This is a genomic window from Phocaeicola salanitronis DSM 18170 (assembly GCF_000190575.1).
Classification (GTDB): Bacteria; Bacteroidota; Bacteroidia; order Bacteroidales; family Bacteroidaceae; genus Phocaeicola; species Phocaeicola salanitronis.
On the sequence record NC_015164.1, the window covers coordinates 3,252,363 to 3,275,422 of the forward strand.

Genomic DNA, 23,060 nt, shown 5'->3' on the forward strand with positions numbered 1-23,060 from the left:
TTGTTAAAACCATACTTTATGTGCTAATTCAGCAGCATCATCTTTGTTGCCTAACGGCTGAAGGGTGAAGCTGTATGTCCAGTCATGTGGAGTGATGGTATATTCCGGATGTACTTCCGCTCCCCATGTATTGTCTCCGCCTACGCCCATTTGCAGGTGGTCAATGTTCAGCCATACCATGTCTTTCTTTTCAATGCTGCCTCCATGCCGGCGTTCGATGTTGAAGGGACGGTACATGATGTCCTCCATCGGGAAATTCCAAGCGCTTACGTTTAACGGTTCTTCGCCGGTTACCAGCAAGCCTTCGCCTGCGGCATTGCGCAAAGCTACCCAGCGCACGTCACATTTGTTTCCTGTTTCCTGGGCACGTACATAGGGATGGTATTGTTCCCATACGGTTGCGTTGTATAAACCGATTGCTGCTCCGGTTTTTCGGTCGGCATAGTTTTCTTGCGGTCCTCTTCCCAACCACGTCATTTGTTCGTATTCGCCGGGCAAGACCATACGCATGCCTAAGCGGGGCATTTCAGGCAGTTGTTTTTTGCCTGCTGTGAATTGCATGGTTACGCCTACGACTCCATTGGGACGGATGCGGTAAGTTACGGTCAAAGCTGATTCCTGCTCTTTCATGTCATACATTGCAGTTACGGTTGCCAGTTGCTTGTCTGCGCTTTCTTCCAGACGGATGTCTTTTAATGTTGCGTTTTGTCCGGCATGTTTCCATGTCTGGCAGCGTGCTTCTGTACCGTTCGCTACATCATTGTCGGTCAGTCCGCGCCAGAAATTGGCTTGCAGGCCTTCTTTTACCAGATTCTTTCCGTTGTATTCCAATGCAGTCATCTCGCCGCTCTTCGTGCTGAAGCTGATACGGAAGTTGGTGCCGTTCAGTGTCAGAGCTTCCGGCGTGCGTTCGCTTTGCAGCGTACCGTTGACTGTTTCCATTGCAGATGCAACATTGCTGACGGGCAGTTGCCATTGTTCCATAGCGGCTACGTGTCCGGCTGGAATTAACGGAGTGTCTTTGCGCGTAATGGCTTCCAGTTTCAAGAAATATTCCTTATTTCCTGCCGGAAGGGTTTGCATCGGCAGTTCCACTTCACCTTTGCTTCGGGCTGGAATATAGGGGAAGTCCATAGTCCCGCCTTGTACAGCCTTTCCGTCGGCTTCTATCGTCCAACGCAATTGATAATCAGACAAGTCGATGAAGTCGAACCAGTTATCTACTTCAATGCGGTTTGCCGTAAACGCAACCGGTTTGAAATGAACGTATTGGTATACCTTCTTCACTTCCCAGATATGCGGATGCAAGCTGCGGTCGGAAGCGACAAGTCCGTTGGAGCAGAAGTTCGAGTCATTGGGCACGCCTACGAATCCCATATCGCCTCCGTATGCCCAGATGTCATGTCCTTTTTCGTCTTTCTTGGCAAATGTCTGGTCCACCCAGTCCCAGATGAATCCTCCCTGCAGTTGGTCATACTTGTAAATCAAGTCCCAATAGTCTTGCAGGTTTCCGGTACTGTTTCCCATAGAGTGTGCATATTCACAAAGAATCAATGGACGTGCATCCCGTTGGTTCACGTGTTGGCGCAGACGCCAGATACGGGCATACATCGGGCAATAGATATCCGAAACGCTTTCGTAGCCGCCTCCTTCATATTGCACCGGACGGGTCGGGTCGGTCTGTTTCGTCCAATGGTAAATGGTCTCGAAGTTCTTTCCGTAGCCCGATTCATTGCCGAGCGACCAGGTGACGATGGCGGTATAGTTCCGGTCGCGTTGCACCATGCGGCTCATGCGTTGCATGAATGCACCTTCCCAGTCGGGATAGTTGGCAAGCGTTTCGTCTTTGTGGAACATCATGCCGTGGCTTTCCAGATTGGCTTCGTCCACGAGATAAAGTCCGTATTTGTCGCACAGGCTGTACCATTCATACCGGTTCGGATAGTGGCAGTTACGCACCGAATTGATGTTGAACTGCTTCATCAGCCGGATGTCTTCTACCATGCTTGCTACGTCAATGGTACGTCCGGTAAAGCGGTTGTGCTCGTGGCGGTTCACTCCTTTGAACAAGACAGGGACTCCGTTGATGAGCTGTTGTCCGTTTTTCATCTCTACCGTACGGAAACCGAACGGATGGGCGAACGATTCCAGTGTTTTCCCTTGGGTGTCCGAAGCTGTTACGACCAGTGTATAGAGGTTGGGAGTTTCGGCGTTCCAAGGCAAGACATTCGGAAACATTTTTTCAATGGTAAATAAGGTGTCTGTTTCATTGCTGACGGTTTTTGTTTCGGCTATCAGCTGTTTGCCGGCAGCGTCCAGTATCTTCACGTCTACGCGTTGTCCTTGGCGCGGTTCGTTCAAGATGACGTCAAGGTCAAAATCTCCGTCTTTGTAGCCGTTTACCAGTTCGGCGGTCATTCGGAAGTCTTTCACACGGCTTTGCGGACGTGCATACAGGTATACATCCCGTTCGATGCCGCTGTATTTCCAGTAGTCCTGTCCTTCCATGTAGGAGCCGTCGCTGTAACGGAATACCTTTACCGCCAGTTTGTTTTTCCCTTTTTTCAACAGGTTGGTCACGTTGAAGTGTGCCGGCAGGCGGCTGTCTTCGCTGTAACCAGCCAGTTCTCCGTTTACCCAGCAATAGAAAGCCGATTCCACTCCTTCGAAGTCCAGGAAAATGTCCATGCCGTCCCAACCTTCGGGTACGGTGAATTCATGTACGTATGCTCCGACCGGATTGTAATCAGTAGGTACGTATGGAGGATTGGGTGGGAAAGGATAGCGCGTATCGGTATAGATAGGTGCGTCGAAGCCTTGAAGTTCCCAGCTTCCGGGCACTTGGATGTCTTTCCATTTTTTTGTGTTATATCCGGGCTTTTGGAAATCTGCCGGGCAAGCATCGTTGTTTTTCGAGTACAAGAATTTCCATGTGCCGTTCAGCGAGATGCGGCGTTCGGTAGCCGGGTTTACGTTGAAACGTTGTTCGTCGGGCAAAGCCTGTTGTGCGAGTGCTGCTTGTTCGCTGATGAAAGGCAGGAAATGTGCCGTCATCGGTTCACGGTTGATTTCATTGATACGTGCGTCCTGCCAGGGCTGGCTATTGTCAGCCCAAGCAGTAGCACAGATAAATGTAAGAATGAATGCAGTATGTTTCATGGTAATTTTAGTTTTATAAAGAACAAAAGAATGTTACTAAGAACGGTACGCTGAAATCCGTTACAAATCCGTGGAAGATAGACACTACAGCAAACTGCTGCCCTGCACATTGGGTGATGATAGGCAGGGTGGTGTCTGCCGTGGTGGCTCCTCCGGCGGATATGGGAGCCAGGTTGCCAAACCAGCGGACCAATAAGGGTGCGCACAACAGCGTGATAATTTCACGCAGGATATTCGACAGTAAGGCAATGGTGCCCAGTTCCGCTCCCTTGTATTCGGTAATGAAGATGCTTGATAGCGAATAGTAGCCGAAACCGGCTCCTACAGCCATACAGTCGGCTGCGCTCCGGTGCGGAAGCAACAGGCTGACCAATGCGGCTGCCGATACGGTTCCCAGTATCGTCATTATCGGAAGGAATATCAGCCTCGGATTCAAACTCCGGAAGTTTTTCAGTGTCTGAGGGTCGTTGCCGATGCTTAATCCCACGCTGAACATCAGGGCACACAACGTGTAAAAGCTGATGTCGGTCTTTGCGATGTCGAATGGAATGACGTGGAACAGTCCGCACACACATCCCAAGGCAAAAAACCCTACGATAATCAGACTGCCTTTCATGCCCGTCCTCCTTTCCTTTTATATAATAGGTACCACAAAGCCCAAGCGCAGATGCAGCTTCCGAGGATGGCTGCCAGGGTAATGACGAACGCTTCCAATCCGATGGTAGCAAGCCCTTCGATAATCTGGCGGTTGCCTCCTACTTCCACACCCAGCAGGAACAACAATATCCAGATAAGTGCGGTGATGACGTTGTGTATCCAGGTAAAACGGCTTTTGCGCAGCAGGAATCCGATGCACATGCCTCCCAACATGAGTCCGATAACTGTAAACATAATATGGATTAATAGTTATACATAAGGAAAAAATTGTCAGGATGCCCATTAGGAGCAGTCTGTTTATAAATTTGTTGAAGATTATCAGTTCTCCATTCTAATAACGGGCGAAAACTTCTAGTTGACATAAACTCTCTCCCATCAGGAGCTGTAAATGTCACATTGATGCCAAAAATAAAGTTATTTTTGATACCAAATGGTGTACCTGATCCATCTTTACTGCCATATAAATAAATAGCAGGCGGAACTTCTCTTGTATCGTTATTATTTAAATTCTTAAAATGAACTTTAAAGACAGGTGCTATACGTGCATATATATCATTGTAAATATGTTCACCTTGTGCACTATAATTCATACCTCCGCTAATAGAATTTTGATTTTCTTTATCTGTATATGAATCAGAAAATGTTCCAATTAAAGTTTCATAGTCACGTTTTAAATTTGTAATTTTATTAGATAAGTCAGGGTTAATGACTATATGGTAAATAGGAGTAGTGCCTCCATATGTCATAAATGTTGGACTACCAGATGTAAAAACTTCTTTCTTCCTTCCTAATGTGTTAAATTGAATTGTAGGTTGTTCTTCTACTCCCCATACACCTAAATTACCAACTTTATCTTTGTCTATACTAATAGCTATAGGAGAAAATCCTCCACCCACTATAGTTGTAATATCGCCTTTTAGTGTTACACTACCTTGTGTTGCAAATTTTAATTTATATTCTTCACCTTTTTTTTCTGAAGAAAATACTTTCTGTAAGAAATTTGCTCCAAGTTTTATTATGCTTCCAATATCAACGGATTTACTGTCTCTTTCGGAAATAGAAGAAGATAAAGTACGGGTGCTAGGAAAATTTTCCCATGCAACTTTAGATGATTCATCAGACAAATATTTTTCTGCGTCTTTCCCAGTGCCTTTTAAAACTCCGGATTGTTTGTCTGCACCTATAGTTATTATAGATCCTTCTGAACTTGAATTATAATTGCCTGATATTTCAATGTTAGATTCAATAATACCACATGGTTCAATATATAGAGTAGCATCTTCAAAATTTGGGTCGTAAGCTAAATCAACTTCAAAGCAGTTCCATCCTTTAGTAAAAGCTTTAGAAGGATTAATTGTAATATTACTACAATAGATATCTTGTATTTTATCAGATGCATTAATGGCTTTTGCATAGAGTCCTGTAAAAGCTAATAGATTTTGAGGCTTATCTATATGTACATGCCATAATCCTGTCGTCTGATTAAAATTTTCTTCTAAATAATAGAAGACTTTGAGTGTGCCACGATATATATTATAGAAAAAAAGATAGTTAAGTCCTTTTTCTTGGTTATTCATAGAATGTGCAATAAGATTCCACCCATCTTCTTTTTTTATATCCATGCTAAACTCATTTGGAACTGTTTTAGAAGAAATTTCAGGATTCCAAGGTGTATAAGCTGGTTCACCAGAAGGCAGTGTAATCTCTTGTACTGTTTCCCATGATGTGTCCAATTCACTATTAGAACGGCTCTCTGTTTTACTCAATGGATATGTTATTTGATACTCCCTATTGATATTTGATTCTTTTTGTATATCTGTTGTTTCTATTTCATTGTTGCAACTACAAAAGAATAGTAGGGTGCAAAATATTGTAGTTAGTGGTTTCATGCGTAAATATTTTTAATGTTAAATATTGAAAACAGCAGGAGCAATAGTGGCTAGCATTTTATGCGATCCTGCTGTTCATTTGTTGTTTAGTTTTTAATTTACATCATTATTGCTTTGGCTTTCCATTAATGGTATGGGTAAGAATTGGTCTTCACTGATGTTGAAATTACTTCTATCATCAGTTTTCATGGCTTCTTCCAGTTTGCCCCAACGGCGCAAATCATAGAAACGATAGCACTCCATTGAAAACTCTACTAAACGTTCGTGCTCGATTTGTGCTTTTACAGCTTCGTATGAGTTGCCTTCCATGGGTGGTAATTTGCCATGCACGCTTCTGATTTCATTGATTAAGTTAATGGCTTCAGTACGTCCGGCTTCTGTCCCTTGTTCGTTAAGGGCTTCAGCTTTCATCAGCATGACATTGGCATACCGCATTAAGGGTACATTGGTATAGACTGATGATTGGGCAAATTCTTCATACGTAGACGGCATTAGTTTTTTGAAGCAATAAGCCGTTTTAGAGCCGCTGGGGAAACAATCTGCATAGTTGTATTCTCCGAAGATGGAATTATCAGCTGCATAATATGCATCGTCAAATATCATCGAAGCGTAAGCACGGGCATCATATTGCGTATTGTTGTTGGCAATTTTTCCTTCTTTCAAGAATTCATTGTACATCATTGGACTGACTCTGATTTCATCCCAACCTCCCATGGAAGGAGCTGCTACCCAATAGTGCATAACGTGTTTGTGGTAAGCTCCATCGGAAGTAATATTGGTGAATTGCAGTTCAAATATAGATTCTTGGCAGTTCTTGTTCGTTCCATTAAACATGCTTTCAAAATCAGGCTCTAATGCTGCATGTTTTACATTATTGAATGCGGCAATGGCTTGACTTAAATAGGTGTCTTTCTTGTCTGTCTCTTCGTATGCACGAGTTAAGTACGACCAGCCTAAGTAAGCGTATGCTACGTCTTTTGTTACACGTCCTGTTTCAGTTGAAGGACGAGTCTCAGGAAGCAGATTTGCGGCTTTTTCAAGTTCGGTGCAAATGAAGTCCCAGCAATCAATACGCGGACTGATGGCTTTGTGTACTTGTTCTTCACTGGTTAGGTATTCGTCTCGGATAATGATGTCTTCCCAATTCAAAATGAGTTTGAAGTGATAATAAGCTCTTAAGAAAACGGCTTCTCCCATTAAATGGTTATAGTCTTCATCACTCATTTTTTCTCCGGAAGTTTGTACTTTATCGATACCGAAAATCACGTTGTTTGCATAGTTGATACCGTTGTAGTTATTCATCCAGTATTCCTTGGTCGTGGCATTTTCGTTGGTGTATGTATACTCATATAGGTCTTTCATGTCCGGATAGTTGTTGATGTCATCGCCTATAGCTACATCGTCACCACGGAAAGTTTCTACCGGATATTTGTGTTCGGCAAAACCGTAATTAGAAGTACGGTTTTCCAATTGGCCATATACAGCGGAAAGTCCGGCTTCAACGTCTGACTTGTCTCTCCAGTAAATTTCGGTGGAGAAATCAGGCGATTCAACTGTCAGAAAGTCATCGCATCCAGCAAATGCAAATGTCAATGCTAATGATGCCATATATAATATCTTTTTCATCTTGTATGCTGTTTTATAAATGATTAGAATGTTACTTGTAAACCTACTACATAGGAACGTGTGAACGGATAAACGAACGAATCTACACCTGTATTCAAGATGGAAGATGAGAATTCCGGATCGTTGCCTGAATAGTTAGTGATGGTAAACAGGTTCTCTCCGCTTACATACAGACGGCATCTTTCGATGTATAGCTTTTTCATCCAGTCAGTTGGGAAAGTATATCCCAATTGCAGTTGGCGCATACGGACGAAGTTTCCGTTTTCCAAATAACGGGTTGACTCGCGTGTGTTGTTGTTCGGGTCTCCTAATACGGCTCTCGGCATATCTGTATTTGTGTTATCCGGGGTCCATGCATCCAAGGTCGTTGTCAATTGGTTTGCTCCTGCATCCATGCCTTCTGTATAAATGCGGTTGGCATTGTATAGCTTGTGTCCCCAAGCGCTTCCCAATTGGAAAGAAAGGTCGAAGCCTTTATATGAACCGCTGAATGAGAGGTTCGCTTCTACTTTGGGAATACCGGAACCGCTGTAGACTTTATCTTTTGCATCGAGTACGCCGTCACCGTTTATGTCTTTGAAACGGATATCACCGCCTTTTGCATTGGGTTGAATGCCTGCCCATTCTTTATTTCCGTTAGCATCCGTAATCCAAGTACCATGTTCCTTATTATAAGCTTCAGCTTCTGCATCACTTTGGAATAAACCGTCTGTTTGATACAAGAAGAAGGCGCCTACTGGATAGCCTTCCAGTGTTTGGGTGGCAAAGTGTCCGGCATCTTTAAGTGCTGATCCGTATAAAACTTGGTTCGGGTCTGCCTTAATCATTTCGTTGCTGATAGTAGACAGGTTGAATCCGATGTTATAGTCGAATCCGCCAACATTGTTTGCGTAATTTAATTCCAATTCGAATCCGCTATTGCGCATCTTGCCTACATTTACAGTCGGGTTATAAATACCAGCTGAGGGTGGCATAACCTTTTCTATCAAAAGATCGGTAGTCGTATTGTAGTAATAGTTGATTGTACCGGTCAGATGATTGCTGAAAAGACCAAAGTCGAAACCGATGTTTTTTGTATCTGTCGTTTCCCAACGGAGGTCATCATTGACTAAGTATAGGTTTGACATACCCGGCCAAGGCATACCTCCTTGTATGTAACTCATCCATTGCGTGTTGTCTTGTGTCATGGTGGGGGCGTAATAATAGCCTAAAGCATTCTCATTACCTAAGCGTCCCCAGCTTGCACGGAATTTCAAGTTGCTGATGATTGTGTTCTTGGGGAAGAAATCTTCTTCACTGATTCTCCAACCGACTGCTACCGAAGGGAATACACCCCAACGGTTGTTTTTGCCGAATTTAGACGAACCGTCTGCACGTACAGTGGCTTGCAAAAGATAACGGTCGTTAAAAGAGTAATTTAAACGTCCGAAGAAAGATGCACGGTTGTAGTTGTAGAATGTACCGCTACCGCTGAATGTTCCTCCAATACCGGCATTGATAGTAGGATTGTGCGGATCGAAGAATCCAGCAGGTTCATCATTAGAGTTCTTTCCTTCTACACCGACAGAACTTTCATCGTTTCGGTAAGCAATGATAGAGCTACCTACCATGGCTGTAACCGAGTGTTTATCAAAATCTTTCATGAAAGTCAATACATTCTCAAATGTATGAGAATAGAAATAAGAGTTGCTTTCTGAATTTGATGGGAACTTAACCGCTCCTTGAATGTTGGATGTATAGGCTTCTGTATGTGATCTTGTGACTGAATAATAACCGTTGTATTGATAGGTTGTTTTAAATGTCAGCCAAGGTGCTAAATGGATTCCTAAACCTATGTTACCGGTAATATCATAACCATTTGTTTTTTCTTGATTGAAATGTTGGTCTGCCATGATATTATTGTAAGTAGGGAATGTATAAGTTTGGTTTCCTACCGTCATTTGTGTAAGGCCATAGCCCGATGGTTGGTTTTCATCATATACAGGCACCAAAGGAGTGATAGAGTACATCTGTCTCAAAGAATATTGAGGCTGTTGGTTTTGTGTAGCCTTGAAATTCAATGTAGCGTCAAAATCGAAAATGTATTTAGACATATTTACTTTCAGACGGGCATTGTCTTGTACGTATTCATTGCCTAAGAAAATACCTTCTTCATCAGCGTGACCGTATGACAAAGAGTAGCTTGCGTTTTCAGATCCTCCGGTTACATTGACATAATAGTTTTGAGACATAGCGTTGCGCAAAGCTTGGTCTTGCCAGTCTGTGTTATATCCGGTGGGGTTTTTCAGACTTCCGTCAGAATTTTTAATGATGTAATTAGGCAAAGCTTCTCCAGCATTTTCATACATCATATCTGTTACTTTCAACCAACCGTCAGCATCCAACATTTCATTTGTTTTAGCAGCACTATTGAAAGTCAGGTAAGTGTTGAATGTGACTTTTGTTTCTCCTTTCTTACCGTTTTTGGTCGTTACCAAGATTACACCATTGGCAGCCACAGAACCATAGATAGCAGCTGCGGCACCGTCTTTCAAGATTTCCATGGATTCGATATCTTGCGGGTTGATAGCGTTGATGTCGCCCGGATAACCGTCAATGATATAAAGCGGTTCATTATCACCCATTGTCTTGATACCACGGATTTTTACAGAAATGCCTGCGCCTGCGTTACCTCCCGATTTCAATACGCTTACACCGGCAACTTTGCCTTGTAAGGCTTCGGTAGGGCTGGTAGTGGCACGTTTCAGCAATTCATCTGATTTAACCGATGAAATCGCTCCGGTCATGTCGCTCTTCTTCATCGTACCGTAACCGATAACGACTACTTCGTCCAGTATTTCGGTGTCTTCTGCCAAAGTCACATTAAACGAAGTCTGGTTGTTGATTGGAATTTCCTGGGTTTTGAACCCGACATAAGAGATTACCAACGTGCCCGTAGGCGATACATTTAAGGTAAAGTTACCGTCTATGTCTGTAATGACACCGTTGGTTGTTCCTTTTTCCAGTACGCTTGCTCCGATAACGGTCATGCCTGAGCCGTCGAGTACTGTACCTTTCACTTGAATGGTCTGCGCGAATCCCGCTGCCGGGAGCAGTAAAGCCAGCAAGAATATCCATTGCCATGCTTTCAAATGATTCCTTTCTTTCATTGTGTTTTTGGTTTATATTAAGGTTTAAATTGTGCCTTGTGTTTTTTTGTTTGGCTGGACAAATATACAAATCGTGCATGTAAGGAATAATTTTTACTGGCTATAAAGTGTCTACAAATCTGGAATTTGACTGATATTTATATCTACATAATATTTCATAATATGTTGATAATTAACCTATACAAGACTTATTCTGTATCTACAAATCTATATTTCATTTATATTTCGGTCAGGTGAGGAAGATAAAGGTTGCGGCAGAGATTCATTCATATTCAATAATCTCTTATTGGATGTAGAGACGATGTGCACATCGTTTTCGGGACATGCAGGAGCAAAATCCAAGAAACAGTTCCTGGCAACCCCTTTTCCAGGTAATATCATTGCAAGACGCAGCCGGTTGCGGAAGCCGGCGGATATAGGTGCGGCGGCAAGCGCATATAGCTGCATCCGCTGTAAGATTATTAATCTTCAGGCTGCAAGATTATTAATCTTACAAGCGGAAGATTATTAATCTTACACCAGACGAAGCTATCTGCGTTGAAGCAAGAAGATAATAACGGTAACCTTTTAACTAATCTGAGTATGGTTTATACCATGCATGGTTGGGTCATGTGGCATATACAACATACACGAATCTGTATTGTGCAGGATATAAGGGAAGAATCAGATGCTTTGGATGTATTGGATTAAATCGTCTTCTCCGGAAAGCCCTAATGACTTGCGCAGGCGGTAGCGGTTCATGTTGATGGTCTTGGGCGTGTTGCCGGTCAGCATGGCGATTTCTTTGGTCGAAAGGTTTACACGCAGCAGGCTGGCAAGGTGTTTTTCGCCTTGTGTCAGGTTGGGATGCCGTTCCGTCAGGTGTGCCAGAAACTCCTGGCTTTTCTCATCGATGGTTTGCAGAGTCGTGCTGTTGGCTTTGTTTGTAGTCTGGTATTGTTTGATAAACGCGTTTAGTTTCTTCAGGTGGGCAATCAGTTCCGAGTGTTCCATGCGGTAGCTTTGGCGCACTTGTTCCTGGATTTTGTCGAGCAGTTCGTTGCGGCTTTGCAGGAATACGGCAAAGTTCATGGTCTCTTGCTTGTTGGTTTCCAAAGCCTGTTGCGCGTTTTCCAAATCCGCTTTTTGTTGTTGCATTTTCAGTTTGGCTATTTCATGTTCCGATTGTTCGATGCGGTATTGGGCGTTGAGCAATTGCAGCTTTTTCTTACGCTTGTAACGCTGGAATAACAAGGTGCCGATTACGGTAAGCAGGACAATGATGACGAGGAACGTGATGAAGTTTCGCTGGAGCGTGGCTATTTCGTATTCCTGTTGTTTCTGCCTTTCCTTTTGCTGGAGGGCGGACATTTTTTCCTGTGCGATGCGTTGCTCTACCGAGCGCAGCTTGTTGGTGTTCTGTATCTCTTTGCTCAGTTCGGTGAGGGCGGCTTGTTTTTGGTAAGCCATTTGATAGTTCCCGATGGCGTTGTAGGCTTGTGCGGCATATTCGTAATTGTCACACATCAGCCCTTTGGCGCCTACTTCGGATGCAATCCGGTAGGCGGTCTTTAAGGCATCTATCGCTTGGGAGTATTTGCCTGCATATATGTAGAGTTTTCCCAGGTTGTTATAGTTCTCGCTTAGCGACCATTTGGCATTCAGGTTTTTGTTGATGACAATGGCTTCGTTTATCCATTTCAGTTGTTCTTTGATATTCCCTTTGTAGAGGCACAGGTTGTTCAGATTGGCGGCAATGCGTTTCAGGTCGTGCGAAGAACGGTTGAGTTCCAGGGCTTTTTTCAGGAACCGGTCGGCTTGCTGGTATTCATTGATGTAGGTGTGGATGATGCCCCGGTTGTTGTAGCATAAGGCAAGGTTGAGCGAGTCTTGCTCGGTCTGGAACAATGCGATGGCATCGTTGCTCAGGTCGATGGCTTTGCTATAGTCGCCCAGGTTGCAGTATCCCAGGCTCATTAGGTTGTAGATGTTTCCTCTTAGTTTGATTTCTTTGGAAGGAAGCTTAGACTCCGCTTCGTATAATGCCTGAATGCAATTGTCGAAATTCCCTAAAAGTTTCTCGGCTTGGGCATAGACGTAGAGTGCTTGAGCCTGTCCTAATGCGGAATGGATAGAATCCTGCGCGCCTAAAGTGTAGTAGACGGCAAGTTGCGGATTGGTATACAGCTCTTGTTCGGCTTTCTCCAATAACGAAATTTGGCGTTCTTTGCCGGAAGAGGCGGAAAGGGATGCCGGCAATAATAGGAAGATGCCGAATAGGAAGTAAACGTGAATCTGCGTTTTTAAGTATCTATTTAATAAGGTGTCATGTTTCATAGCGGAAGGTATTTTCGCAAAGTTAGTAAATTTAGTTGAAGTTGCCAACTATAGGATGAGCTGATAATCGATAATCCCCACCCACTTGCCGAACTTGAAGCCCGCTTCCTTGAAATGGGACACTTGGGTAAAGCCTAACCGTTCGTGAAAAAGGCAGCTGGCTTGGTTGTCTTCGGTGATGCAGGCGATGAGCGAATGGACTTCGGAGCGTCGGCATTCGTCAATCAGTTGGCGCATCAGTTGTGTTCCGATGCCTTTCCGCTCTTGTCCCGGTGCCAGATAGACCGTTGTTTCCAATGTCCGGCTGTAAGCGTCTTTCTCTTTCCAAGGGTGTGCATAGCAATAACCGGCGATTTTCCCTTCTTCTTCGCATACGAAATACGGATGGCAGGCGGATAGGGTGGCAATCCGTTTACGCATCTCTTCTTCACCGATAGGACGGATGTCGAAAGTGGCAGTACTGTGCGCGATATAATGATTGTAAATGTCCGCTAAAGCGTGGGCGTCTTGAAGTTCAACTTTCCGAATCATTTCTTTTTGGCATTTTGTTGCAAAGATAATTCTTTTTGTTTACTTTTGTTCTGAGAATGAATGAAACTTATGCATACCGTTCGCGACATACTGCTTTTGTTTGTTTTGCTTTCCCTCTTTTCGTGCGGACAGAGGAAGCCTTCCGTTGTGCCTAATCAGGAGATGGCAGAGCGTTTGCTGAAGGAGGCAGACAGCCTGATGCGTGCCGATTCGGCTTTCTGGTATATGCCGGTCGACCGGGAAAATCCGCGTGTATGCCGGCATGACTCGCTTGTCCGGCAAAAGCTGGATGACGCGCTGCTGATGTGCCCTTCGCTAAAGAAAGCTTACCTGAGCAAATACATCTACCTGCTTCGGAGCCGGAAGATGGAAGAATTATTGCCGCTCTTGCGGAAGATGGAAACAAATGTACCCGATTCGATAGCGGCGGATATGTGGCATTTGAAAGCGGCATTGGAAGACCGTGCCGGGTATCGGGATACAGCAAGGCACGACTTCCTGAAAGCTGATACGCTTTATGCACTTGCGTTGAGAAAGACGATGAAAGAGAAAGCCGATACGGTTCAATACGCGATGTTGCGCCTGATGAAGGCATTGAACCTTTCCGTGTTTTATGACGATTTCAATCTGATACGCAATGAAATCAGGCTGTATAACGGGGTGCACCAAACACCTCTTGGCAATGCGGAACTGCTGAGCGCCTTCACCGGCAAGGAGGTGTATTATGATTATTTGTTTGAATGAATGCTTCCAGATAAGTAGCTGCTCATAATAAACTTATATGATTACGCCGGATTGCAAATCCGGCGTGACAAGGTTCTTAATTGTTAATTATTAATTGTTAATTATTAATTATTAATTGTCAATTGTCCGGTTGTCCACTCCCCACATCATTTTTTCGCGCAGGGTATTGAAGAACGTATGGTTGCACCGTTTGACGATGCGCACGAAATAGTCGGCACGAGTGATGCGCAGGCGGGTTCCTTCGCGGCAGGTCTCGCTTCGTCCGTCTACCGAAATCAGGAAGTTATGGTTCCGGCTTTCGATGTCGAGCGTGATTTCCCATTCGTCGCGTATCACGATGGGGCGGATGTTGAGGCTGTGCGGAGCTACGGCGGTGAGGCTGATGGTGCCGCTTTGGGGCACAAGGATAGGCCCTCCTACGCTTAACGAGTAACCTGTAGAGCCGGTGGGAGTGGCTACTATCAACCCGTCTGCCTGATAGGTGCAGAGCAACTCATTGTTAATGTAGGCGCGGATGGTAATCATCGATGAGCTGTCCTGCTTTAAGACCGCTATCTCATTCAGGGCAAACGGATAGCCTTTCAGTACATGATTCTCGGTGGAGAGGTGCAGCACCCGGCGGGGTTCGGCGAGGTATTTCCCTTCGTAGATTTCATCGAAGGCTTCTTCCATCTGGTTGGGGGAGACATCGGCAAGGAATCCCAGCCGTCCGGTATTGATGCCCAAGATGGGAATCTCTTTTTTTCCTACACGGCTTGCCGCACGCAAGAACGTTCCGTCGCCTCCGATGCTAAGCACCATGTCGGCATCGAACGTGTTTCCCTGAAAAACCTTCAAGCCTTTCAGGTTGGCTTCCGTGTGTTGCTTCAGGAAGTCGTAGAAATCGTTGCTGATGCATATCTCGGCTTTTTTGCGGCGCAAGATGTCAAGCAGATGGGTGACGTGCGCCGATTTATGTTCTTGGTATGTATTCCCGAAAAGGGCAAATCTGAGGATTCGTTGCATATCTTGTAGCTTTTTATCAATCTTTATTCGGTAAAGAGAGCAGGTTGTTCGCAAATTCTGCTAACTTTGCATTTTGTTGGACGCAAAGATAATAAAATTAAATACAACCAAGAAAAAACAAACTGGAAAGAGTATGATGAGTATGACATTGCTGGCGGCAGCGCAGACCGTTGCCGATACGTTGGCAGGAGCCAATCCGGTATTGACTCCTGTAGCTTCGGGAGAACCGGAAATGAATTTGTGGGACATGGCGTGCAAGGGCGGATGGATTATGATTGTACTGGCAATTATGTCGGTCATTGCCTTTTATGTATTTTTCGAACGTGCCTTCGCTATCCGTAAGGCAGGAAAAGAGGACCCGTTGTTTATGGACCGCATCCGGGATTATATCAAGACGGGTGAAATCAAATCGGCTATCAACTATTGCCGGATGGTGAATACGCCTTCGGCACGGATGATTGAGAAAGGCATTACCCGCATGGGGCGTCCGGTATCGGATGTGCAGGCGGCTATCGAGAATACCGGAAACATCGAGGTGGCTAAGCTGGAGAACGGTCTGGCGATTATCGCTACGGTATCGAGCGGTGCGCCGATGCTGGGCTTTCTGGGGACGGTGACCGGTATGGTGCGTGCTTTTTGGAACATGGCAAATGCCGGCAATAACATTGACATTACCTTGCTTTCGGGCGGTATCTACGAGGCGATGATTACTACGGTAGGCGGTTTGGTGGTCGGCATTGCGGCGATGTTTGCTTACAACCACTTGGTTTATCGGGTGGATAAGGTGGTGAGCCAGATGGAAGCCCGTACGATGGCATTTATGGACTTGATAAACGAACCCGACGAAAAACGATAAGCGTATGGCGTTGAAAAGAAGACAGAAAATATCGCCCAGCTTCAGCATGTCGTCGATGACCGACCTCATCTTCCTGTTGCTGATATTTTTTATGATTACTTCTACGATGGTCTCGCCCAATGCCATCAAGGTGTTGCTTCCCCAAGGCTCGGAACAGACTTCGGCAAAGCCGATGGTGCGGGTGATTATCGACAAGGATCTGAATTATTACGGTGCGTTCGGAAATGATGACGAGATGCCTTTATCGCTGGATGAGGTGCCTTCGTTTTTGCAGGAATGTGCCGCAAGGGAACCGGAAATGTATGTGGCGCTATATGCCGATGAGTCCATCCCTTACCGGGAAATTGTGCGGGTATTGAACATCGCGAATGAAAACCATTACAAGATGGTGCTCGCTACGCGGAGGCCGGATAAAGAATGAATTAGAGTAAACAAGGTAACAAGTTGACAAGGCAACAAGGTTTGAATAGTTTTACTAAGGTATTTGAAACCCTGTTAACTCGTTAACTTGTCAGCTTAAAAAACAGAATTGTGAAACGAAGCAAGATAATCGGAATAATAGGAACCGTGGTGTTGCATGTGGCAGTGCTCGTGTTCTTGTTCCTGTATGTGCTTGTCCTTCCGGCGAAGCAAGAAGAAGGCGGTGTGCCTGTGATGTTGGGAGACAACGCTACGGGACAAGGCGATGCCGACCCTTATACGTTGACCGAAGTGGATTTGCTTCCTCAGCCTGAAGCATCGGAACCGGACGTGCCTGCGCCTGACGGCGGGGAGGAACAGCCGTTGATTACCCAAGCCGATGAACCGTCTTTGCAGGTGAAGAAGGAAGAACCCCGGAAAGAGCAGAAACGGGAAGAGGCGGTGAAGGAAGAGAAAACGGCGGAACATCCAAAGCCCAGGGAAAAGACCGAAGCCGAGAAACGTGCCGAAGCGGAACGGGCTGCGGCACAAACGGCATCGAGCAAGATAGCCGGAGCTTTCGGCAAAGGGGCTAAAATGGGTAGCACCGGCAAGAGTGAAGGTGAAGGAAATCAAGGCAGCCCCACTGGAAACGGAAGTGAAGGGAAGGCATCGGGCGTGGGAGCATCGGGCGTATTCGACCTGAACGGACGTTCGCTGGGTCCCGGAGGTTTGCCTTTGCCGGTATATAATGTGCAAGATGAAGGGCGTGTGGTTGTTACCATTGTGGTAGACCCGTCGGGCAGGGTAATCAGCACGCAGATAAACAAGCGCACCAATACGGTGAACCCGGCATTGAGACGTGCGGCGGAGGAGGCGGCACGCCGGGCAAGGTTCAACCAAGTGGACGGTGTGAATAACCAGTCTGGGACAATAACGTATTACTTTAAATTAAAATAACTCTATGAAATCGATTTGTATCTTTTTAGCTACGGGCTTTGAAGAAGTGGAAGCCCTGTTCCCGCTTGATATTCTGCGTCGGGGCGGTTTGAGTGTAAAGACTGTATCTGTAACGGGTGAACCGGCTGTAACCGGTGCGCACGGTGTTCCTGTCACGGCAGATTGCCTGATAGAAGACTTGAAGGAAGAAGACATCGAAATGATAGTCTTGCCGGGCGGGCTTCCCGGTGCGACCAATCTGGATGCACATGCCGGGCTGGATGTGCTGGTGCGTAGCTTTGCCGATGCGCAGAAGCCGCTTGCCGCTATCTGTGCGGCTCCGCTGGTATACGGAAGACGCGGCTTGCTGAAAGGCAAGAAGGCTACTTGCTATCCGGGCTTCGATAAATACCTGGAAGGTGCGGAATATACCGGCAATATGGTGGAAGTTGCCGATAACTTTATCTTAGGTAAGGGACCGGCTGCCGCTTCTGCATTTGGTTTTGCTATCCTTGAAAAGTTTGCCGGAGCCGGTAAGGTAGCTGAAGTGAAGAACGGAATGCTTTTCGCCGAGTGAAAAAATATGTAGTGATAGTCGCCGGAGGCAAAGGCTTGCGTATGGGAGGCGATATCCCCAAGCAGTTCCTTCCGGTTAAAGGGAAACCCGTATTGATGCGTACATTGGAAGCTTTCCATGCATACGATGCGGCTATCCGCTTGATTGTCGTGTTGCCGGCAGACCAGCAAGCGTATTGGAAGCAGTTATGCCAGAAGTATGGCTTTACGCTTCCGCACCGGATAGCCGATGGGGGAGAAACCCGTTTCCATTCGGTTAAGAATGGGTTGGCATTGGTGGAAGAAGATGCATTGGTCGGGGTACACGATGGAGTGCGCCCTTTTGTCTCGCCGGATGTGATTGCGGAATGCTACCGGAGCGCGGAAGAGAAAGGGGCGGCAATTCCGGTCGTGGATATCGTGGAAACCGTTCGCCGGATATCGGAAGACGGAGGGAGCGAAACGGTTCCGCGCGACCGGTATAAGTTGGTGCAAACTCCACAGGTATTCCGTGCTTCGCTATTGAAACAAGCATACGCCCAGCCTTATGTACCTGCCTTCACCGATGACGCTTCGGTGGTAGAGGCACTCGGTCATCGGGTGGAATTAGTGAGAGGCAACCGCGAGAACATCAAGTTGACCACTCCGTTTGATTTGAAATTGGCGGAAATGTTGTGTTGAATTAAATTGGAACACAGAGGCACAAAGACACAGAGATTTTAATTACAGAGAAGGAGATAAATTGTAATCTTCACGAATGAAGATAAATAAAATATGAATGTCCTCATTTTACCAAATTGGCTGTAGGGGCGTATCGCATACGCCCGAAAACGTCCACGTGGATAAGTTGGTGCATCCGGGCGTATGCGATACGCCCCTACATTAGCTGTTTGCGGATATTCAATAAATAAAAAACTCTGTGTCTCCGTGTCTCTGTGTTCAATTAATAAAACTATGTCCGATTTATCATTACGTGATATAAAGTATTTACAAGGAGTAGGCCCCCAGCGGGCTGCCGTTTTGGAGAAGGAACTGAACATCCGTTCCTTCAAGGACTTGTTGTATTATTTCCCTTATAAATACGTAGACCGCAGCCGGCTTTATTACATTCATGAGATAGACGGGAATATGCCTTACATCCAGTTGCGCGGGCAGATATTGAGCTTTGAAACCTTTGGCGAGGGAAGGCAACGCCGGCTGGTCGGGCATTTCTCGGACGGTACAGGAGTCGTTGACTTGGTTTGGTTTCAAGGCTTGAAATTTGTTGAGGGCAAATACAAAGCGCACGAACCTTACATTGTTTTCGGTAAGCCGACGGTATTCAACGGACGCATAAACATCGCTCATCCCGATATTGACCCTGCCGATGAACTGGTCCTTTCGAATATGGGGCTTCAGCCGTATTACAATACAACGGAGAAAATGAAGCGGAGCAACCTGAACTCGCATGCGGTTGAGAAGTTGATGAAGAATCTTTTTGCCGCCCTCCAGCGGGAGGTAATCGAAGAGACGCTTAGCCCGCAACTGATAGAACAGCACCGCCTGATGCCGCTTTCCGATGCATTGCATAATATTCATTTTCCTCAAAACCCCGATTTGCTGCGGCGTGCGCAATACCGCCTAAAGTTTGAGGAACTTTTTTACGTGCAGTTGAATATCTTGCGTTACACGCTGGAACGCCGGAACAAGTTCCGCGGACTTGTGTTCGGTACAGTGGGTGAAATCTTCCATACATTTTATGAGCAGAACCTTCCCTTCCAGCTTACCGGAGCGCAGAAGCGGGTCATCAAGGAAATGCGCCGTGACATGAAAAGCGGCAGGCAGATGAACCGTCTGCTTCAAGGCGATGTAGGAAGCGGAAAGACGCTTGTGGCACTGATGACCATGCTCATCGCTTTAGACAACGGCTATCAGGCGTGTATGATGGCACCGACCGAAATCCTTGCCAACCAGCATTATGAGACCATTACCCGTTTCCTTGCCGGGATGCCTGTCCGTGTAGAACTGCTGACAGGAAATGTGAAAGGCAAGAAGCGGGAAACAATCTTGCGCGATTTGGTGACGGGCGAGGTGCAGATACTCATCGGCACGCATGCCGTTATCGAAGATACCGTAAATTTCTCTTCGCTCGGATTGGTGGTGATTGACGAACAGCATCGGTTCGGTGTCGCCCAGCGTGCCAAGCTTTGGAAGAAAAACACGTGTCCGCCTCATGTGTTGGTAATGACTGCCACGCCTATCCCCCGTACGCTTGCCATGACTTTGTATGGTGATTTGGACGTCTCGGTTATCGATGAACTGCCTCCGGGACGCAAGCCGATACAGACGATTCATCAGTTTGACAACCGGCGTGCTCTGTTATACGCTTTTATCCGTAAGCAACTCCAGGAGGGCAGGCAGGCATACATTGTCTATCCCCTGATTCAGGAAAGCGAGAAGATGGACATCAAGAACCTGGAAGACGGATATCTGCACGTGTGCGAAGCTTTTCCCGAATACAAGGTGAGCAAGGTGCACGGCAAGATGAAGGCTGCGGAGAAAGATGCGGAGATGCAGCGTTTTGTCGAGAATGAAACGCAGATACTTGTGGCGACTACGGTCATCGAAGTCGGGGTAAATGTGCCCAATGCTTCGGTCATGGTCATTGAGAATGCCGAACGCTTTGGCTTGTCGCAGCTTCATCAATTAAGAGGAAGGGTAGGGCGTGGCGCCGACCAGTCGTATTGCATCCTTGTGACCGGATATAAGCTGACAGAAGATACCCGCAAGCGCATTCAAATCATGGTAGACACAAACGACGGTTTCGAGATAGCCGAAGCCGACCTGAAGCTCCGCGGTCCCGGAGATTTGGAAGGGACGCAACAGAGCGGTGTGGCATTCGATTTGAAGATTGCCGACATTGCCCGTGACGGACAGCTTCTTCAATACGTCCGTGAAATCGCGGAACATTTGCTTGAGGCAGATCCGCAAGGTACACGTCCCGAGAATGCTGTCGTCTGGCAACAATTAAAGGAGTTGAGGAAGAAAAACGTGAACTGGGCTGTGATTTCGTAAAAGATGTATGACACCCCCAAGGAGTTATAATCGTCTTTACATGATGGCATCCGCAAAATGTACAAATTAATGCCGCGAGAAGTATAGGCCAATAAGAAGCTGTTTTGAATTTATCGTGCGCTGATTTGGGATGAGTTTTTGAGGCATTTTCGCTTCTGTGATGAGGAAGATAGCGGGCTATCTGACGAAGAACAGGAGCGGAAAGGACCAAAAAATCGCCCAAAGCACACACGAAAACGGATACATCAAGCCAAGAAAAACTTTTTGGAGAAATTCAAAACAGCTTCTAAAAAAACGCATGCGCCCGTATGGCTTCATACAAGCGTATGCGTTGTCTGATATGAACGCCCGCATCAGCCGATACGAGCGTTCGTGTTTTTTAATCCAACTTCAATACTGCCAGGAACGCTTTTTGCGGAACCTCTACCGTACCGATTTGCTTCATGCGCTTCTTGCCCCGCTTCTGCTTTTCAAGCAATTTACGCTTACGGCTCACATCGCCTCCATAACATTTTGCCGTTACATCCTTACGCACGGCTTTAATGGTTTCGCGGGCAATAATCTTGGCTCCGATAGCAGCCTGAATCGCAATCTCAAACTGCTGGCGGGGAATCAGTTCTTTCAGCTTTTCGCACATACGGCGTCCCAAATCGTATGCATTGTCTACATGAGTAAGGGTAGAAAGCGCATCCACCGGCTCTCCGTTTAACAGGATATCCAGCTTCACCAATTTCGATGGGCGGAAACCGGCGGTATGATAATCGAAAGAAGCGTATCCTTTTGAAAGGCTCTTCAACTTGTCGTAGAAGTCGATAACGATTTCGCCCAAAGGCATTTTATAATGCAATTCCACCCGATTCCCTGATATATAGTCCTGACGTACCAGTTCTCCCCGCTTCCCAAGGCAAAGCGTCATAATCGGACCGATATAATCAGTCGTAGTAATGATCGATGCATCAATGTAAGGCTCTTCAATATGGTCTATCAGTGTCGGGTCGGGCATGCCGCCGGGATTGTGCACTTCCTGCACGCCTCCCTGCTTGTCGTACACCATATAAGAAACGTTCGGCACGGTGGTGATGACATTCATGTTGAACTCACGGTCCAAACGCTCCTGCACGATTTCCATGTGGAGCAAGCCTAAAAAGCCACACCGGAAACCAAAGCCCAACGCCAAGGATGATTCGGGCTGGAAAGTCAGCGAAGCGTCATTCAACTGAAGCTTTTCCAACGAAGAACGCAAATTCTCATAATCTTCCGCCTCAATGGGATAAACGCCGGCAAAGACCATCGGCTTGACTTCCTCAAACCCTTCGATGGCTTTTTCGCAAGGACGTTCGATATGCGTAATCGTATCGCCGACTTTTACTTCACGCGATGTCTTGATGCCCGAAATGATATAACCTACATCGCCGGTCCGCAATTCTTTGCGGGGCACCAGGTCCATTTTCAATACGCCCACTTCATCCGCGTCGTATTCTTTTCCGGTATTGAAGAACTTCACCTTGTCTCCTGTGCGGATAACGCCGTTTTCTACTTTGAAATAGGCAATAATGCCACGGAACGAATTAAATACCGAATCGAATATCAAAGCCTGAAGCGGTGCATTTTCATCTCCTGTCGGGCAAGGGATACGCTCTACTACAGCCTTCAGAATCTCTTCTACCCCCATGCCGGTTTTCCCTGACGCACGGATAATCTCTTCGCGCTTGCATCCCAGCAGGTCGATAATTTCATCTTCCACTTCGTCAGGCATGGCACTGTCCATGTCGCATTTATTCATTACCGGAATGATTTCCAAGTCGTGCTCCAATGCCATATAAAGATTCGAGATAGTCTGAGCCTGTACGCCCTGTGAGGCATCTACGACCAATAAAGCTCCCTCACATGCAGCGATAGAGCGAGACACTTCATACGAAAAGTCTACATGCCCCGGAGTGTCAATCAGGTTGAGAATATATTTTTCTCCGTTGTACATATATTCCATTTGAATGGCATGGCTCTTAATGGTAATGCCCCGTTCCCGTTCCAAATCCATGTCATCAAGCATCTGCCCTTCCGTAATTTTAATCGTTTGGGTATATTCCAGCAGGCGGTCGGCAAGCGTAGACTTCCCATGGTCGATATGGGCGATGATGCAGAAATTTCGGATATTCTTCATATAGTTTTCTTAATTACAGC

The 23,060-nt window shown here is 46.1% G+C and carries 17 protein-coding genes; 7 read left to right on the forward strand and 10 right to left on the reverse strand.

The annotated features are described in order from the left end of the window. Positions 1–3: 3 nt before the first annotated feature. The 8 genes from BACSA_RS13975 to BACSA_RS14015 form a co-directional block, all read right to left on the reverse strand. Positions 4–3,159 (reverse strand): glycoside hydrolase family 2 TIM barrel-domain containing protein, encoded by a 3,156-nt coding sequence (locus tag BACSA_RS13975; RefSeq protein ID WP_013618685.1) that lies wholly within the window; start codon positions 3,157–3,159, stop codon positions 4–6. A 13-nt stretch (positions 3,160–3,172) separates the two neighbouring features. Next, entirely contained in the window at positions 3,173–3,775 is a 603-nt protein-coding gene (locus BACSA_RS13980; RefSeq protein ID WP_013618686.1) for a lysine exporter LysO family protein, read from the reverse strand. Continuing rightward, positions 3,772–4,050, reverse strand: coding sequence for a LysO family transporter (locus tag BACSA_RS13985; protein WP_013618687.1), 279 nt, complete (start codon positions 4,048–4,050; stop codon positions 3,772–3,774). The genes BACSA_RS13980 and BACSA_RS13985 overlap by 4 nt, the downstream gene beginning before the upstream one ends. Before the next feature lie 8 nt (positions 4,051–4,058). Next, on the reverse strand, positions 4,059–5,705 hold the full coding sequence (locus BACSA_RS13990; RefSeq protein ID WP_013618688.1) for a hypothetical protein: 1,647 nt from the start codon (positions 5,703–5,705) through the stop codon (positions 4,059–4,061). 93 nt (positions 5,706–5,798) lie between these two features. Continuing rightward, positions 5,799–7,331, reverse strand: coding sequence for a RagB/SusD family nutrient uptake outer membrane protein (locus BACSA_RS13995; RefSeq protein WP_013618689.1), 1,533 nt, complete (start codon positions 7,329–7,331; stop codon positions 5,799–5,801). Between the two features lie 23 nt (positions 7,332–7,354). Further along, a complete protein-coding gene (locus BACSA_RS14000; RefSeq protein ID WP_013618690.1) occupies positions 7,355–10,480 on the reverse strand; it encodes a SusC/RagA family TonB-linked outer membrane protein in 3,126 nt (1,041 codons plus the stop codon). A gap of 663 nt (positions 10,481–11,143) precedes the next feature. Further along, positions 11,144–12,796, reverse strand: a complete 1,653-nt coding sequence (locus BACSA_RS14010; protein ID WP_013618692.1) for a tetratricopeptide repeat protein — start codon at positions 12,794–12,796, stop codon at positions 11,144–11,146. Between the two features lie 48 nt (positions 12,797–12,844). Beyond that, positions 12,845–13,327 carry a GNAT family N-acetyltransferase gene (locus tag BACSA_RS14015; RefSeq protein WP_013618693.1) on the reverse strand — a complete coding sequence of 161 codons (483 nt, stop codon included), beginning with the start codon at positions 13,325–13,327 and terminating at the stop codon, positions 12,845–12,847. Positions 13,328–13,387: 60 nt separating this feature from the next. Between BACSA_RS14015 and BACSA_RS14020 the strand changes: the two genes are divergently transcribed. Then, positions 13,388–14,071 (forward strand): hypothetical protein, encoded by a 684-nt coding sequence (locus BACSA_RS14020; protein WP_013618694.1) that lies wholly within the window; start codon positions 13,388–13,390, stop codon positions 14,069–14,071. Between the two features lie 111 nt (positions 14,072–14,182). Here BACSA_RS14020 and BACSA_RS14025 read toward each other — a convergent pair whose 3' ends face one another. Continuing rightward, complete coding sequence (locus BACSA_RS14025) at positions 14,183–15,076, reverse strand: NAD kinase (RefSeq protein ID WP_013618695.1); 894 nt, start codon at positions 15,074–15,076, stop codon at positions 14,183–14,185. Positions 15,077–15,209: 133 nt separating this feature from the next. On the opposite strand from BACSA_RS14025, the gene BACSA_RS14030 reads away from it, so the two are divergent. The 6 genes from BACSA_RS14030 (at position 15,210) to recG (ending at position 20,879) form a co-directional block, all read left to right on the forward strand. Next, positions 15,210–15,932: a MotA/TolQ/ExbB proton channel family protein gene (locus BACSA_RS14030; protein ID WP_013618696.1), complete on the forward strand. Its 723-nt coding sequence runs from the start codon at positions 15,210–15,212 to the stop codon at positions 15,930–15,932. A 4-nt stretch (positions 15,933–15,936) separates the two neighbouring features. After that, positions 15,937–16,353 (forward strand): ExbD/TolR family protein, encoded by a 417-nt coding sequence (locus BACSA_RS14035; RefSeq protein ID WP_013618697.1) that lies wholly within the window; start codon positions 15,937–15,939, stop codon positions 16,351–16,353. Between the two features lie 110 nt (positions 16,354–16,463). Continuing rightward, positions 16,464–17,291, forward strand: coding sequence for a cell envelope integrity protein TolA (locus tag BACSA_RS14040; protein WP_013618698.1), 828 nt, complete (start codon positions 16,464–16,466; stop codon positions 17,289–17,291). A gap of 4 nt (positions 17,292–17,295) precedes the next feature. Beyond that, on the forward strand, positions 17,296–17,847 hold the full coding sequence (locus BACSA_RS14045) for a DJ-1 family glyoxalase III (protein ID WP_013618699.1): 552 nt from the start codon (positions 17,296–17,298) through the stop codon (positions 17,845–17,847). Then, complete coding sequence (locus BACSA_RS14050; protein WP_041584054.1) at positions 17,844–18,506, forward strand: 2-C-methyl-D-erythritol 4-phosphate cytidylyltransferase; 663 nt, start codon at positions 17,844–17,846, stop codon at positions 18,504–18,506. The genes BACSA_RS14045 and BACSA_RS14050 overlap by 4 nt, the downstream gene beginning before the upstream one ends. Positions 18,507–18,779: 273 nt before the next feature. Then, positions 18,780–20,879: an ATP-dependent DNA helicase RecG gene (recG, locus tag BACSA_RS14055; protein WP_013618701.1), complete on the forward strand. Its 2,100-nt coding sequence runs from the start codon at positions 18,780–18,782 to the stop codon at positions 20,877–20,879. Positions 20,880–21,258: 379 nt separating this feature from the next. Here recG and lepA read toward each other — a convergent pair whose 3' ends face one another. Further along, the gene (lepA, locus tag BACSA_RS14060; RefSeq protein WP_013618702.1) at positions 21,259–23,040 is read right to left on the reverse strand and encodes a translation elongation factor 4; all 1,782 of its coding nucleotides are present in this window, start codon (positions 23,038–23,040) and stop codon (positions 21,259–21,261) included. Between the last annotated feature and the right edge of the window lie 20 nt (positions 23,041–23,060).